Source organism: Lentzea sp. NPDC020367, assembly GCF_044387305.1.
GTDB lineage: Bacteria > Actinomycetota > Actinomycetes > Mycobacteriales > Pseudonocardiaceae > Lentzea.
Genome location: NZ_JBIRVV010000002.1, coordinates 34,300 through 49,629, shown reverse-complemented (window position 1 = coordinate 49,629; position 15,330 = coordinate 34,300). Strand labels below are relative to the sequence as shown.

Here is a 15,330-nt window from a genome sequence, read left to right as displayed (position 1 = left end):
CCGGCCTTTTCCGTGCCGGACCGGTCCGCGGGAAAGGATCGTGGTGATGAGGATCGAGGAGCCCGCGGCTCACCTGTTCCCCTGTTTCCCATGACGGCGCGTGGTGAGCAGGAGTGTGCTCGCCGCAGATGACAAGTCCTGATGGGAGGACCGGAATGCCGGACGCCGAGAGCCCTTCGAGTTCTTCCAGCGGTGGTACGTGGCGCACTGCGACGGCGACTGGGAGCACGAGTTCGGCGTGCGCATCACGACGCTGGACAACCCCGGCCGGTACGTCGTGGCCGACCTGGTGGACACCGGGCTCGAAGGACGTGTCCTGGCCCGGACGAAGTCGGAACCCGGTGAGGGGCGGTGGGTCTGAACAGGCAAACATGCCGATGGGGCCGCCCTCGGAAGGTGCTCCGAGAACGGCCCCATCGGGACCAGTCAGGCCTGGTCGGTCCACCACTTCTGGCCGGCCTCGCCCAACGTCGAAATCGGGTCGTAGTACGGGTAGCGGCGGTCCAACGCCTCCGGGTCTTCGAGCTCGATCCCGGTCCGGTAGTTCTTGGTCCAGTAGGAAATCCCGAGCTCGCGGTCATATTCAGCGAGCTGATGCACCCACCGCTTACCGACGTAAGGCACGTCGCACACGATGCGAGGAGTCGCGTACCCAGGCAGGTAGCCCATGATCGAGTGCTGGAGTTCCTGGGCTTCCGCGACCGACACCCGCCAGTGCTCCGCGTTGGGGATCATGTCGCACATGATTCGGCGGCACGCCGGACGGGCGGCCTGACCTGGCGGTTTGTGAGAGCTTGGCGCTAGTTGATGATCATGGGGCCCCTCTGGGGCCCCTGGCCGAGAGGTCGAGATCGCGAATTCGAGATCTCGCGCCCGCGAGGAGGTCCTGAGACCGGTTCTCAAGCAGGCGGTGCGAACAGTGTATCTGCGGCCAGCCTGGCTCGTCCGTAGCTCGACGGCATGAGATGAGCGTAGGTCTTCAGAGTGAAGGCCTCGCTTGAGTGACCGAGGAACACCGACAGTTCCTTGATGCTGACGTTCGAGGCGAGCATGTGCGATGCGTACAGGTGCCTCAGGGCGTGCATCCCGTCGTCGCCCTTGATGTAGGGGATTCCGGCGATTGAGAAGGTTGGCTTCCAGATCTGGTTGAGAAACATCGATCCGCGCCATGCGGTGACGCCGCGGTACGGCAGGATGAGGTTGGCGGTGTGGGTCTCCTTGCTGTCGTTCTCTCCCCAGGGAAGTGTGACTTCCACTGACGGATAAAGCTCGCAATGATAGTCGATGTGGTGCAGCGTTCCGCCCGAGATTGGAACGATGCGGGTCTTGTGGCCTTTCGGGAGCTTGAACTTCAACTTCCCGTTGATGTAAGTAACCTGCAGTCTGCAGTGATAGGTCATGTCCTTGCGGTTGATGTCCTCCCTGTTAAAAGCAAGAATCTCGCCCTGTCGGAGCCCTAGCCCGCCGCCGATTGGCACCACCACCTGATGTTCAGGCGGAAGGGACTCGTGGATCCCTTGGAGCTTCTCGTCCGTCCAAGGCGTGATCAGTTTCTGCACCGGTTTGGGTGCTGAGATGGTGCCGAGCTTGCACGGGTTTCGGTGGATCTTTTCGTCCACGACCGCTGCGTCCAGCATCGCGGACAGGTTGATCCAGACCTGGTACTGGTAGTTCACCGCTATCCCAGAGACGTTGTTCATCCAGGCCAGCCAGTTCCTGATCACGGTCCCATCAAGCGCGACCTCGTTCAGCGACATGTCGCCCATGAACGGGTAGACCTGGCAGGCGAACAGGCTGTCGAGCGAAGCTCGGCTGCGTTCGTCAGGTGACCTGCCGTTCTTGTAGCTCTCCGCGTACTCGCGGACCTTCATGTCTCCGGCCTTGGGCGAGACGTAGCTCTTGGTCCTCAGAGAGTTTTCGATCTGGGTCTTGAACGCCTTGGCTTCCTTGTGTTGCTTGTCGGGGAAGCTCTTGTTGTCCTCCTTGCCTCCGGGAAGCTTCCAGCGCACGCGGTAGCGGTCACCCTTGCCGTAGCGTGAACTCTTTTCCAGTATGGGACGGCCCTTCGCGTCCCGGATGACTTCTTTGGTGACCGGATCCTTCTTCTCTTGCCACCAACGATCGTCGATGTACGCCATTATGCCTTCTGCAAGTCGAGCTTCTTGAACGGTGGGCGCACAGCCTGGCGACAGGGGAGCGGTCGCCTGTTGACCATTTTTGCCCAAGGAGAACGCCAGCGTGGCTTGCTGGCAATTTAACGTGCGCTCAACGCTGCTCTAAATGGGAAATCGCGATTGAATGCAGCGGTGTATGAAACCGGCGGCGCACGAATGCCTGACAGTTACCGCTAAGTGTTGCGGTCAGGTCAGTGACTCTGCTCGGCTTCGCCTGAAGCTTCGTCCGCACCTGAATGCGTCTCCGAGAACTGCCGATGCAGCTCGGCGGGATAGAGGCTCGTGCGCAGTGCGACTTCCAGGCCGGATATCGACCGCAGATCGGGCAACGTCTGCCCGTCCAGGATCCTCGTCACGGTCGGGTGTGTCACGCCGGCATCCTTGGCGATCGATCGCAGGCTTCCGGTGCTCGCCTCCACCGCGGCTTTCAGTGCCTTGGCGAACGCAACAGCGAAATGTGCACTGACCGGAGCATCGTCGCGGAGCCTGACGTCAGGGAACGTCCCTTCGATCACGTAGACGGCGGGCGGTTGGTCGCCGCTGCGTCGTGGCACCTGGCCCTCCCGTGGGTGATCGAGCATGTGAACCCCTCCTATTCTGGCGGTATGCCTCGTAGGCGGCCTTGCGAGGCCACCTCTGGTACATCTAAGTACCAATGGTACATAGATGTACCAGCCTTGAGTAGTCCTGAGGGTTGTGGCATCGCGCTGCCTGACGGAGGGAGGGGTGACCGAGTTCGACCTTGCTGAGCGCTGCCTTGTCGATATCGCTGTCGTCGGCCTGTCAGCGGCTTGTTCCCGCTGATCTTGCGTTGTGCTTGGGGTGACAGTTGGGGCATGCCTGTACGCGACCGTCGTCGCGTTGGATCAACCTGCGGTGCGGTTCAGGGCCGTCGCAGGTTCCACACCATTCGGGCCGGGCGATGGAAGTCCGGCCGTGCGTGGGCTTGGGTGGCAGGTTCCGAAGTCGCGAATGGATCACGGCTATCGGGGAACGGGCGCTGCGAAGGTTCTCCGTGAGGTGCCGGAGGATCTGGTCGGGATCGTGTCCTGCCGCCAGGGAATCCCGGACTTTGAGCTCCAGGGCGCGATGGTCCTGATGCGACATCGGTGCAACGGCTCGGATTTCGTCGATGATTCCCGTTGTTGCCCTTGCTGTCTCAGTCGTGGCCGCGTCGTCTGCGTCGCCAGGGTGAGCGCGAGATGCTGGGGACGGGGAGAGGGCTGTGCAGGATGGGTTGGGCGACACAGCTGTGTCGTGGCAGAGGTGGTCGAGCGCTGTCGCCCCTGGGGTGGCGCAGATGTCACGGGTGACAGATTGTCCGGGGTGGCGTTCTGCCGGGAGTGTGTCTTCGTCATCGGCGGTTCTCGATGAGGGGCTGACAAGAAGGTCCAGGTCGATGGCGTACCGGTTGCTGCGCCGGCCGCCGCCTGGCTCGATGGTGACAAGACCTGCTGAGCTGAGGCGCTGGAGTAGTCGCTGGACTGTTCGCTTGTTCAGCCTGGTCTTGCGGGCGAGGGTGTCGATCGAAGGCCATGCATCCGTGCCAAGATCATTCGCTTGATCGGCGATCGCCAGAAGCAGGAGAAGCTCGTTGCCTGCCACGGGGGCGTACTCCCAGGCAAGTGTCACAACTTTGATACTCATTCTGCTCGATTTCGTTGATTGCAGATGTGATCACGTCAATCGACGGCTACTGGTTGGACAGCCACTCTCTGACCAGATGAGGTTCGTATCGAACATGCTTGCCATACCGTCGCCACGGTGGCCCAGTGTTATCGCTACGCCACTTTTGAAGTGTCTTCTTGGGTATGTTCAAGAAAGCTGCGACCTCGTTGGGATCCCATAGCGGCTCGGCGTACTTCAGTGATCGAATCGCCGTTGTCTCGCTGCCCGGTCGACTCCCGCTCTTCGAAGTGGGGTTGTGGCCTGTGTTCACCTGTTGACTCCCGTCTCGTCTCGGTCGAAGCCCGAGGTTAGGAGTCGAAGGCTGTCGGCCGCTCGGGCAAACGGAGCGGCTGTTGGACGAAGTGCGTCGCGCCGGCGTGTGCGTTCACCCAGGCAGTTGCCAGGGCTGTGGGCGCGCAGGCGCCGCTACGCCACGGCGTCAATCGAGCTCCGAGGAACTGGCAGTCGAGGAGTGAGTGCGGCAATCTATCATTTATCATGATTTCTTCAGTGTTTACTGAAGTCAGACCGCCGCCTTGCGTCGGGGACAAGCCAGGCAGGACTAAAACATGCCGCCTCGACGACTCGAGCTAGCTGCTCCTGCGTTAATTGGTTCGCCAAGCGGAAGGACTGCCCCATCGGGTAGGCCGTCTCGGAGTGTCCGGTAGTCGTCGAGGTGAGCGTCGTGGACGAGGCGCGCGTCGCCAAGGGTCCTGTTGAACGCTTCGACGTAGGCGGCCGAGAACGGGATGCCCAGGTACGCCAGGCCGCGCGTGGCGGGCCAGGTGCTGTCGTGGACGTTGCCAGCGTCATCGACGGGCCACGCGTGCGGATAGGCGATACCGGCGGTCGACAGTGCGAAGCCTTCAACATAGGTCAGGCGGTGAACGGTCGCGTACGCCGATGCGTTCGCGAAGCACCTTCCCGCGGCTCCGCGGATGTGACCAGGTGGAAGCTCGGTTGGGTTTCCCCAGTACCCGCTTTCTAGCACCAGTTCCTCAACGCAGGTGAACAGCCATGTCCTGGTGTTGGCGAGGGCGACATGGATCTCAACCTGAGTCGAGAGCCAATCGACCAGATGTGACTGGTCAGCCTCGCGTTGTGCAGACACCCGGTGATCGTCCCAAACGTCGTTGCAGCTTGGAACATCGCCGCGACTGATTCTCGTTCGCTCCGGCCTTTTGCATCTCATTCATGTAGGCCGTAGCAGGCCCGCAGGGCCGTGAGGTGCCAAGGCGTCCGATGTCCTCCAAGGCGCCGACTCCAGCTTCGTCGCATCCGGCGACAGTCCACTTAGTCCTTGTGCTTGCGGTCTCAACGCGGGGCGTAGCACCCGCACCCGTCGCATATCCATCTCACGCTCGTAGGGGAACCAAGATGAGCATCGTCGTACCCAAGGCCGACCCGGTTCTCGCCAAACTCGCCGCGTCCGTCGGAGAGCAGGGCTCATTCATTTGCGGTCAGAAGATCTTCACGCAAGGAGATGCCGGACATCAGCTCTACATCATCCAGTCGGGCAAGGTGAAGATCGGCCGCTGCACCGCGGACGGCAGGGAACACCTGCTGTCGATCTGCGGACCGGCCGACATGTTCGGCGAGCTGTCGGTGTTCGATCCAGGACCTCGTGCCTCCACTGCAACGGCAGTGACCAACGTGAGTGCTGTGAGCGTGGGGCGCACTGCGTTGCGCAAGCAGATCAACGCTCATCCCGAACTCGGGGAATACATGCTGCGCGTTGTCGCGCGCCGGATCCGGCGCTCCAACAACATGGTTGGCGACGTGATCTTTGCGGATGTTCCTCGACGTGTGGCCAGGGTGCTGCTGGAGCTCGCGATGCGGTTCGGTGAGTCTGGCAAGTCCGGTACACAGCTTGACCACGAGCTGTCTCAGGAGGAGATCGCCCAGTACATCGGCGCCCGGCGGGAGACCGTCAACAAGGTGCTCTCGAACTTCGCCCGACGCGGCTGGTTGGAAGTCAGCCACAAGAGCGTGTTGATCCGCGACCCCGCGCGTCTTGCTCGGCTCGCTCGTTAGGCCAAGTGCTTACGAGCCAACGTCGGTGACATCGCCTCTCCCTGCCGCGCAGTCCTCACATTGTCCTCTTGTGGACAGTCCCATAAGTACCAACTGGCCGCAGGCTGGACTGCTGAACTCCGGCTACACGCGGTTGCAACTGCGTGAGCGGCGCGAACGGCAGAAGTGTCAAGCTCCTTGTGTCGACGAGAACCCCAGTCCTGCAACACTTCATGGAAGACAAGGCAAATCATGCTTCCCGTTGTGCTGAACCATGACGACGTCGAGGCGTTCGGCGCGGCTGAAACCGTGCTGCTGAAGAGACAAGGACGCCGCTTCTACCTGCAGCTCGCCGTAGAGCTGGATCTCCGCAACGCGGCCAGGGGAGTGACAGCACGAGAGGAGCAGTTGTTCAACCTTCGTCTGAGCGAACAGGGACAGCGGGTACGCGTCATTGCGGCCGTAGGGGAGATGTTCGGAGCTGAGCACGAAGGTCTCGCCTCGTGGTCGCTGATCGATCATCCCGATGCGACGGGACATCTGGCGCTGTCGTGTGCACAGAGCGACTCTCGCTGGAAGACCGTGGCGCAGATCGTTCGTCCAGGCGACGGAATCGGCCTTCGGTTCGTCGGCAACACGCAGCCACATCTGCTCAGTCGCGGCCAGGTTCGTGACGAGGTTGAGTTCGAGATCCGTAGGCGAACGACGACGCTCACCTTCCTGCTGGGCGTCACAGTCGGGCCACCGGACATCGCCCAAACAGTGCGCTACAAGGCATAGCGGGACTTACTGCTGGCCGGTGCCGACGATCGTCGATCGGGCGCTGTGACAACGGGTGAACGCCGCTCTGTTGCTGGCAAGGGACTCCAGTTCGAGCCTGGCGATCAGGTTCAGGGCCAGCCGGCGTGAGGCACGACCTTGCGCTCCAGTTCGACGCCGTAAGCGTGTGCTGGTCGCTCGTCGAACGATGTACATCAATCGCACCAAACCCAATGGAGTCAAGGTGATTTCAACAAGTCAGCCGACCAACGCTGTCCGCCTGGCCAGGGCGCACCTGTCCCTGATGGCTGGATTCTGCGTCGGCGAACAGGCACCCCTGACCGCATTGTCTGCCCTGGTTACTGAAGTCGGTCCGGTCGAGGCGTCGAACAGGCTCAGTTCCGGTGACGTCCTGTCCGCCTCGAAAAACACGATGTCTGGCGACGGAGCTGTAGCGCTCGCTCGCCGGCACCTGGAAGAGATCGGACGCTGCGGTGGGAGACTTGTAGTCCCCGAGGACGCTGAGTGGCCTGGGGAGAAGCTGGCGCCGCTGTCTGAGGGCGACCGTCGTGATCGTCGCAGTGGTGAGCCACTCGCGCTCTGGGTCCGTGGGCCTCACTGCCTGTCAGAGTTCCTGAGCAAGGCAGTGGCTGTAACCGGAGCACGCGCAGCTAGCCCCTACGGCGTCCAGGTAGCGAGTGAGTTCGGATCTGACCTCGCTGCGAATGGCGTCACCGTCGTTGCTGGTGGTGCCTACGGCATTGACGAGGCGGCACATCGCGGAGCGCTCACGAGCGATGGCCGAACCGTCGCGGTGCTGCCGTGTGGAGTTGACGTGGCGTATCCCGCGGGCAATTCCGTTCTGCTGGGACGGATCTCACGCGAGGGGCTGTTGATCAGCGAGTACCCACCCGGAGTCGTGCCCGCACGACACCGCTTCCTGGCGCGGAACCGAATCGTTGCCGCTTGTAGCGATGGCCTCGTTGTCGTTGAGGCCGGCAGGCGCAGTGGAACCTCGTACACCGCTAGGATCGCGGCCGCTGTGGGACGAGTTGTAATGGCAGTGCCGGGACCGATCACCTCCGCGACCTCGGTTGGCTGTCTTGACCTGATGCGGGACGGACGTGCGATCCCTGTCGGTTCCACCGCAGACGTCCTGAAGACCCTGCAGAGCCGCACTGACGGCGAGAGCGACAGTCAAACAGTGTCGGCTTCTCAAACGGTCCCTCCGGAGGCGACGTCATGAGGTGCGGCCTGGACCTGCACGTCCACCTCCGCGACTGCTCACAGTCCTTTCCACAGCGCGCGGACTCTGAACGCGTGTACGTCATCGAGCTCCACGACACGTTCCTTAAGACTCGCTGGTCGATCGGCCGCATCATCGGGTCACCCGGCTACTGGCTCGCACTGATCATCGGTGCGGAGCGCTGGACGCCACCGTTCCCGACACGAACTGCGCTTTGCACCGCACTGATGATGATCCGCGGCGAGCATGCGGCCAACTGGAAGTTCGATCGACGGCTACCGCTCGATCAGGACTGTTCTCGTGGCTGTGCGGTGCGGCGCCACTAGGTGGCGCCTTCGTCCGGCTCGGTGCGTTCGATCTCCAGGCACCGCTCATGTCCAGTTGCTCACCGACCTCAATGAGATCGTCAGGGAGCCGGCCCAGCTCGTCCTGCGCTGCGACGTCCGCGTCCCGGCCGTGGTGCGCATCTCTTTCGTGCCAACACGAACCACCTGATTGACCGGACTGCACTTTGGATCTAGCGGACTCTCGTGCAGCACGAGTCTGCTCTTCGAACGCCAGCGACTGGGTGATCCGCGCCGCACAGGCCTCGGTTGCGGCGGTAGGTCCAGAACGCCGCCGCATGCGGCACCGAACCCGCGCAATCGCTTGCCAGTCATTCGGATCGACATCACACCGAGCGCGCCTACGAACGAGTGGCGGCTCTCTCGAAAAGGACAGCTGATGGTAAAGATCAACTGCAAGGACGCCGGGGCGCTGCTTGCCAGCGTGCCGCCCTTGATCGGGTTCACTCCGGAGAACTCCCTGGTCTGCTTGGTCTGCAGCGAGGGGAACGTGGTCATGACCATGAGGGCTGACCTTCCGGAGCCATCCCAATCCGATGCCTTCGCTGAACAGATCGCGCAGATGGTCCGCGGACAGGGCGACAACGTCGTCGCGATCGTGTTGATGTTCGGAGGCGGCGAACTCACTGCCACCGGGCAACCTCCGCACACCGAGGTGATCACCGCGCTTCACCGAATCCTGGGCGACGTTCACCTGCCGGACGGAGTCGCGCTCTGGGCCGAGGCCTGCGTGGAAGGTGCGCGTTGGTGCTGCTACTGCGGCGAATGCGGCATGTCCGGCATGCTCCCAGATCCATCGGCAACCGAGTTGGCCGCCGCGAGCGTCGCGGCTGGGAAGGTGACACACGCCAGCCGGGATGAGCTGGCGAGCTACGTCGAGGCAGCCTCCGAACGGGACCTCGCCCGAAGGGCCGAACTGCTCGGCGGCATGTCCACGACATGGGCTTGTTCCTCCCGAGATGGACTCACCATGATCCGGGACGCCGTCGACTCATCAGCACGAGGCGATCTCCAGGTGGACGACGCCTTCGTCGCACGGATGGCACTGGCGTTGGACGATGTTCGGGTCCGTGACGCCTCGTTGTTCTTCGCCAAGGACGAGCAGGCCGTGGCCGCTGAGCATCTGTTCTTCACGCTCACCCGGGAGTGCCCAGCTCCGTACCGTGCTGAGCCTGCAGCCTTGGCAGCGTTTTACGCCTATCTACGGGGAGAAGGAGCGCTTGCCTCGGTGGCGCTGGACGTCGCGGTTGAGGTTCGCCCGGAACATCAGTTGTCCAGGCTGCTACGCGCCGCATTCACGGCAGCTATCCCGCCTGCAGAGCTTGGTTTCCTCGCGCTCCAGGCGGACATCGATGCGGCAGCGATCTTCGCGGAGCATGCCGACACGTAGGCGGGCCTTCCGTCTCCTCAGGTTTGGGAATTCGACGGGTTGACGCCTGCAACTGTCCACAACAGATCCGCACGGAACGATACGAGCTCTCACGAGAGGATCAGCCATGGCTGGAGAAACGACGATCACGGTGGTCGGGAACCTGACTGCCGACCCTGAACTGCGCTTCACCCAGAGCGGTGCAGCCGTGGCGTCCTTCACGGTCGCTTCCACACCCCGCAAGTTCGACAGGAATTCGGGCGACTGGAAGGACGGCGAAGCGCTGTTCCTGCGGTGCAACGTGTGGCGGCAGGTCGCCGAGAACGTGGCCGAGTCGCTCACCCGCGGTTCGCGAGTGCTCGTCTCCGGACGGTTGCGCCAGCGTTCCTTCGAGACGAAGGAAGGCGAGAAGCGCACTGTCGTGGAGCTGGAGGTCGACGAGATCGGCCCCTCGCTGCGCTACGCGACCGCGAAGGTCAACAAGGTCAGCCGTGGAAGCGGCGGCGGCCAGCAATCTGGTGGTGACGGTGGCGGTGAGTCGCCTGGCGGATCGTGGGGACCTGATCCGGCGGCCGACGCCGTTGGTTTCGGCGACGAGCCCTCGTTCTGAACTCTGATTCACCCTTCGGGCCCGCCGGCATGTCGGCGGGCCCGAACTTCTGTCAGATCACGTCCACGCATCGACAACACGTGAGCGACGCCCACCATGACTACGTGAAGTCTGGGATCGGCAACACATTGATGAGGACAGCCAGATGTACAGGATCAGCGGCGTCCGGAAAATCGGCCGTGGAGAGTACGCACTCCTGCTTGAAGATGCGTGCACATGGACTGAGGTCCAACGCGCCCTAACAGACTTAGGCGACCAAGGCTGGGAGACGATCCGTGTGACTCCTGCGCAGTTCAGCCAGGAGGCAGAGGAAGCCCATGAATGCGGCTTTTCGGATGTGTTCGGGGTTCAGGCATGACACGCCACCTGGCGAGGCTGCTCGACAGGTTGGTCGATGGCCTCGGGCAGCCCCTGGAAGGTCTCGTCCGGGATCGGATCGGCGCTTTGGACGCGGATCCTGGGCCAGACACGTGGAACGCCGCGTACTCGACATGCCTGAGCAACTCAGGCTCTCGACGGACACTGCTGAGCTTCGTGCGATCCGTGGATCCCCGCTGCCCCAACTCGCCGATAGCCGGCTACGCGATCGACAACCCGGAGCGCTGGAACGGCTACCACCCAAGTCAGCTGACACTGCGCATCGCACTACGGCATGCAGCTGGCCGTATCGAGCAACCTCGCTCCACCCGAACCCCACGGTCCGATTCGCAGCACTGCCCGCCGTTCTGGCCGCCACCCGCGTGACGGCGGTGGTGGTGGTTGCTCGTCTCTCCGAAAGAAGGAGCCATGCGTGAGTTTCCCTCCACCAAAGGCACTTTCGCCGCGGTCCGAACATCATCTTCTCGGCTTCTGCTCGACTTCATCTCGGCGACCTTCAGTTGTCAACGGCCACAACGCGGCTTGCAAGTCGTTCGAGCAGAAGCACCTTCCCTTCGTGCCTGGGCCGCGGCGTCGGTCGTACTGCTCGACGAACAGACCGTGACGCTCTGCCTTCAGCGGAATCTGCCCGCCCGCACCGGCATCCTGCTCGTCACCGCAGTCGACTCAGATCGCACACCGTGGTGCGAGGCCGCGCGCATCAGTGTGCAAGGGATCTACTGCCTTCCTCTCATGCGCCGTCCTCTCGCGACCGCGCTCGAAGCGGCTGACAACGTACTTGCTGTTGTCGGATCAGAGAGCTTCTCAGGGCGCCTCTAGCTGTTGGTTCACCGTCTTGCTAGCGATGAACGAAAGTTCCGGTGTTGAGGGCCCGATAATTCGAGTCTGGCTCTGCAAGGACAAGAAAGTCTTTGCTGTTAGTAACAGTTCAGGATTCTCTGCGACATCGGATTGACCGACGCGTCGCATCCACAACGAGGTGTTGTGCTGTCTTGCGCCGACACAGCCGCTGCGCCAGACAGCACCGGCTCTTCGTAGCGGACCAGTAGGCCCGATCGCCGCGTCTGGACGCCAACTCTCGTCGAACACCCAGACGCTTTGCCGCCGGGAGCACGGTTCCCGCGCTGATGACTACTCCTCGTCCTCCCAGCCTGCCCACAGGGAAAGTAGGTACCACGTGCCGACCGAGCTGATCCAGCCTCCGTTCTTCGTCTACGGGACCCTCAGGCGCGGGTTGTTCAATTACCAGAAGCACCTTGAGGGCCGCACCGCTGCGGAGGAACGGGGTCGCTTGGACGGGTACTGCCTTTACGACGCCGGCGGGCTTCCCCTTGTTGTCGGAAGGACTGGCGACTCCAACGGTGTCGTCGGTGAACTCATGAGCGTCTGGCAGGACCAGTACGAAGACATTCTCCGCCAGCTCGACGAGCTCGAAGGCTACGACCCTGCCGACCCGACGTGCATCTACGTGCGAGTGCTTGCCACGGTCCACTCGAACGCCGGCCCGGTTTCCGCCTGGCTGTACGAGGCCGGCGATACGGTCGCGCGCGAACTCACCCCGGAAAACGAGGTTCCGGGCGGTGACTGGGTGTTGCACCAGGAGGAGATCCCCAACGTGTCCGCGAGAAGTACCGACGTCATCGGCTGAGCGACGCGTCGGATCAGGCGTGGCTTGCGCTGTCTCGTCCACTCCTCGAACTCATTGAGGTGCAGATCTCCGTCCTGTGAGGACGGTCAGGTCGGAAGAATGCGGATTGCTGGTGACGCAGTCCGGCTCACAGCTCCGCGGGTGGTCTGTCAAGCGCCGCGGTCGGTGTCATCGGCGGGGACTCGGCCGCATTCTGCAGTTCGCACAGATCTTGTTCCAGGCCTTGACCTTCCGCGACGACGAGCCGGTGTCGTGCAGCAGAGGCCCCGGCACCATCGCCACCGAGCTTGCTGCCATCGAAGAACGCACCGTCATCACGTGTTGACAGTGGCGGTACGGCTGGTCTGGTGCAGGCACGGGGGAGGACTACCAACTTGCGATCCTCGAGCGGGATTGGCGCCCATCCACTCCACGGTGTGGCCTCGCCATCGCGCCACGCGAAACCACGTTCATCCGCCTACGGAGCCGGAAGGCTTCGTGAGAGGCAGACTCGAAGGACGGTAGAGATGACCAGCGGAGGAGCTGACAGCATCCCCGTGAGGGTGGCGCGCGGAGCCGCCCGGCTCGACTGTGCGCAGCCGGGATGGGCTATGCGCGTCGACGTCACCGAGCTTGACCTGCAGAGCACGACGGACGACCTGCTCGGACAGATCTTCGGCAGCCACTACAACGGCATCGATGCCCTTGGAATCACCAGGGAGACCAGTCAAAGCCACGGCTTCTACGCGCACTGCGTGAGCGTGGATCACGGATGTAGCTGCGACGCCGAGTACGCCCGCCTCACAGCGGAGTGGGCGCGAGTCGTCACCAGCCGGCAGGCGGCTACTGCGGTCGACCGCCTATAGCTCGTGGCGTGGCTATCAACTCGTCGGGCAACGCGGAGACACGAAAGCGAGTGTTCGCCGCGGTGAGTTGAACGTTTACCAACTCGTGAGCAAGTCGACGACATGTCCGGCACGCCTTGAGCATGAGCCGATTCCGCTCACCTGTTCCGCTTCGTCAGCGGTGGAGTGACTTCCAGTGCGGGGTTCGGCGTGGCTCAGCCAACAGACCTCGACTCCGGTCTGCCCTACGTCAGTGGGACGAAGGCAGATGACCGCGCCACGTTGTCGTGGCTCCTGCCTGCTTCCGATCTCCCTTTGCTGCGGGCGAAAGCCCCCCAGCATTCAGTGATGAGCTGGCCGGGCTCGCGTTCTACGACAGCGATGTGGACGGCGCCGCCCGGTCGGCTTCAGGTCGATACGGGCATAGGGGTTCCTGCGGATCGCCGCCGCGCTTCTGCACATCAGTCCGCTCGCCGTGGACTGAAGGACACACGCCAGTTCTCGTATCTCTTTCGTGCGCAGCGGATTCGGTCGAGCCGAGTCCGCATTTTCGTGCGACCACACACTCGGCGCGCCTTCACACGATCAGCGTTCCCCCTCTATTCCAAGGAGAAAACCACGTGAGCACCAAGACCGACGATCGTCTCGACCAGCCTGCCGACGAGGGCACCCCCGCGGCCGCGGCCGAGACCACGCCCGACGTTCCTGAAGACTCCATCCAGGTGATCATGGAGCGGGACGGCTACGAGCTGCTCTTCGCCCACCCGCGTGCGCTGTACCTCGGCAAGGACGTCACGGAGAACACCAGGCAGACCGTCATCGAGGACGAGGTCTTCTCCAGCAGCGTCGAACAGTTCGGCGTCGACATCGTCATCGAAGCACGCCGTGACCACCACGGCCGCCTGGCCGTTCACGACGGCAAGATGCGCACCCTCGCCGCGCTCAAGGCCGGCTTGGACAAGTTGCTCGTGCTCGTGCGGCCGAGCAACGACGATGATGATGAGCGCGATGCCGTCAAGGCCAGGATCTTCAGCCAGCTGCGCATCAACGAGCGCCGCGCTGACATCACCACGGGCGACAAGATGGCCGCGCTTCATCAGCTCGTCCTTCTCGACGTGACGCCTCAGGAGCTGGCCACGCAGCGGCACATGCCGCTGAAGGACGCGAAGAAGCTCCACACCGCGGTGCAGTCGAAAGCCGCAGTCCAGGCGTCCCAGAACAACGAGAACCTGACCCTCGACGACATGCTGCTGATCGCGGGTTTCGAAGCCGAGGTCGACCATGATCCCGAGGCTGTCGAGGCCCTCACTCAGACGGCACAGACCAACCGGTACGGCTTGAGGAACAAGGCGTACGAGCTCATGCAGCAAAGGCGGGACGTCGATCTGCTTCGGCCGCTGCAGGCGAAATTCGCCAAGAGCAAGACTCCGATCGTGACGGCGATGGAGCTCGCGGCCGACAACGACTCCGCTGCTCTGACGGTGCTGCGTCCCAGCCCCGCTCACGAGCCCGGCACCGCCCTCACTCCTGCGGCGCACAAGAACTGCCCCGGAAACGTCGTGCTGATCGATTTCGAGGGCCACGGCGAGACCCGCAAGGCGGTTCCCGTGCACCTGTGCCGGGATTTCCGGGGGTTTGGCCACGCCATGCTCGATGCCCCGAAGGGCGTGGCGGCTCTCAAACCGGCCGGCAAGATGACCCCGGAGGAACTGGCCGATCGACGACTGACGATCAAGTTCAACGGGGAATGGCCTCTCTCGATCGAGCCGCGCCAGGCCTGGATGGCGGAGAAGTTCCGCGAAGTGAAGTACCCGAAGGGCTTCCGGATCCACCGCCGGACCGCGCAGCTCGCGGTCGTCGCCGGCTACGAGTTCAAAAGGGCGATCGAGCACTCTCACCCGCTGCTGAGGGAGTGCCTGGCCGGAGCCGCAGCGAGCGGCGAAGGCGTGAAGCCGGCTCTGAGTCAGGACGCACTTCAGAAGCGGATCGACGGCGCGAGCGAGGAGCACGCCGCCATGCTCACTCTGGGACTTTGGGCGTTCGCGGTCGAGGCCAGGATCTCCAAGCAGAAGAGCCCGTGGAAGAACGCCGGTCCCGAGACGGTTCTGCTGATGACCATTCTCAAGGAGCTCGGCATGGGGCTCAGCCCCGTCGAGAACTACATCCTCGGCCTCGACGAAGACGGCCGTCCACTCGACGGCACCGCTGGCACGGCAGACGCCGCCGAGCAGGTCGAGGCCTCCACCCCGGCGAGTTCGTCTGAGCCGGTAGCCGCCTAGTCCTCGGGTAGGGGCCGC

Annotated in this window: 15 protein-coding genes and 2 pseudogenes; 11 read left to right on the top strand and 6 right to left on the bottom strand. The window is 63.1% G+C overall.

Annotation, left to right across the window (positions count from 1 at the left end):
* Window positions 1–190: 190 nt before the first annotated feature.
* A pseudogene (locus ACH413_RS07420) lies at window positions 191–361 on the top strand (Imm53 family immunity protein); the annotation flags it as partial.
* 65 nt (window positions 362–426) lie between these two features.
* Here ACH413_RS07420 and ACH413_RS07415 read toward each other — a convergent pair.
* The 6 genes and pseudogenes from ACH413_RS07415 to ACH413_RS07390 all read right to left on the bottom strand — a co-directional run.
* Window positions 427–744 (bottom strand): annotated as a pseudogene (locus tag ACH413_RS07415) (lysine 2,3-aminomutase); the annotation flags it as partial.
* A gap of 155 nt (window positions 745–899) precedes the next feature.
* Window positions 900–2,138, bottom strand: coding sequence for a tyrosine-type recombinase/integrase (locus tag ACH413_RS07410; protein ID WP_360033775.1), 1,239 nt, complete (start codon window positions 2,136–2,138; stop codon window positions 900–902).
* 227 nt (window positions 2,139–2,365) lie between these two features.
* Window positions 2,366–2,755, bottom strand: a complete 390-nt coding sequence (locus tag ACH413_RS07405) for a helix-turn-helix transcriptional regulator (RefSeq protein ID WP_360033778.1) — start codon at window positions 2,753–2,755, stop codon at window positions 2,366–2,368.
* A gap of 202 nt (window positions 2,756–2,957) precedes the next feature.
* Window positions 2,958–3,821 carry a helix-turn-helix domain-containing protein gene (locus ACH413_RS07400; RefSeq protein ID WP_360033781.1) on the bottom strand — a complete coding sequence of 288 codons (864 nt, stop codon included), beginning with the start codon at window positions 3,819–3,821 and terminating at the stop codon, window positions 2,958–2,960.
* A 46-nt stretch (window positions 3,822–3,867) separates the two neighbouring features.
* Window positions 3,868–4,113 (bottom strand): helix-turn-helix domain-containing protein, encoded by a 246-nt coding sequence (locus ACH413_RS07395; RefSeq protein WP_360033784.1) that lies wholly within the window; start codon window positions 4,111–4,113, stop codon window positions 3,868–3,870.
* A gap of 291 nt (window positions 4,114–4,404) precedes the next feature.
* Window positions 4,405–4,953, bottom strand: coding sequence for a hypothetical protein (locus ACH413_RS07390; protein WP_360033787.1), 549 nt, complete (start codon window positions 4,951–4,953; stop codon window positions 4,405–4,407).
* Window positions 4,954–5,219: 266 nt separating this feature from the next.
* On the opposite strand from ACH413_RS07390, the gene ACH413_RS07385 reads away from it, so the two are divergent.
* From ACH413_RS07385 to ACH413_RS07340, 10 genes are all read left to right on the top strand, one after another.
* Window positions 5,220–5,876: a Crp/Fnr family transcriptional regulator gene (locus ACH413_RS07385; RefSeq protein ID WP_360033790.1), complete on the top strand. Its 657-nt coding sequence runs from the start codon at window positions 5,220–5,222 to the stop codon at window positions 5,874–5,876.
* Between the two features lie 243 nt (window positions 5,877–6,119).
* Complete coding sequence (locus tag ACH413_RS07380) at window positions 6,120–6,635, top strand: hypothetical protein (protein WP_360033793.1); 516 nt, start codon at window positions 6,120–6,122, stop codon at window positions 6,633–6,635.
* 187 nt (window positions 6,636–6,822) lie between these two features.
* Window positions 6,823–7,860, top strand: a complete 1,038-nt coding sequence (gene dprA, locus ACH413_RS07375) for a DNA-processing protein DprA (RefSeq protein ID WP_396424920.1) — start codon at window positions 6,823–6,825, stop codon at window positions 7,858–7,860.
* A gap of 74 nt (window positions 7,861–7,934) precedes the next feature.
* The gene (locus tag ACH413_RS07370; RefSeq protein ID WP_360033796.1) at window positions 7,935–8,186 is read left to right on the top strand and encodes a hypothetical protein; all 252 of its coding nucleotides are present in this window, start codon (window positions 7,935–7,937) and stop codon (window positions 8,184–8,186) included.
* Between the two features lie 397 nt (window positions 8,187–8,583).
* Window positions 8,584–9,594 (top strand): DUF4192 domain-containing protein, encoded by a 1,011-nt coding sequence (locus ACH413_RS07365; protein ID WP_360033799.1) that lies wholly within the window; start codon window positions 8,584–8,586, stop codon window positions 9,592–9,594.
* Window positions 9,595–9,700: 106 nt separating this feature from the next.
* The gene (locus ACH413_RS07360) at window positions 9,701–10,183 is read left to right on the top strand and encodes a single-stranded DNA-binding protein (protein ID WP_396424919.1); all 483 of its coding nucleotides are present in this window, start codon (window positions 9,701–9,703) and stop codon (window positions 10,181–10,183) included.
* 786 nt (window positions 10,184–10,969) lie between these two features.
* A complete protein-coding gene (locus tag ACH413_RS07355; protein ID WP_360049036.1) occupies window positions 10,970–11,380 on the top strand; it encodes a hypothetical protein in 411 nt (136 codons plus the stop codon).
* Between the two features lie 358 nt (window positions 11,381–11,738).
* Entirely contained in the window at window positions 11,739–12,209 is a 471-nt protein-coding gene (locus tag ACH413_RS07350; protein ID WP_360049035.1) for a gamma-glutamylcyclotransferase family protein, read from the top strand.
* Between the two features lie 590 nt (window positions 12,210–12,799).
* On the top strand, window positions 12,800–13,054 hold the full coding sequence (locus tag ACH413_RS07345; protein ID WP_360049033.1) for a hypothetical protein: 255 nt from the start codon (window positions 12,800–12,802) through the stop codon (window positions 13,052–13,054).
* Between the two features lie 266 nt (window positions 13,055–13,320).
* Complete coding sequence (locus ACH413_RS07340; protein WP_360049032.1) at window positions 13,321–15,312, top strand: hypothetical protein; 1,992 nt, start codon at window positions 13,321–13,323, stop codon at window positions 15,310–15,312.
* The last annotated feature ends 18 nt before the right edge of the window (window positions 15,313–15,330 follow it).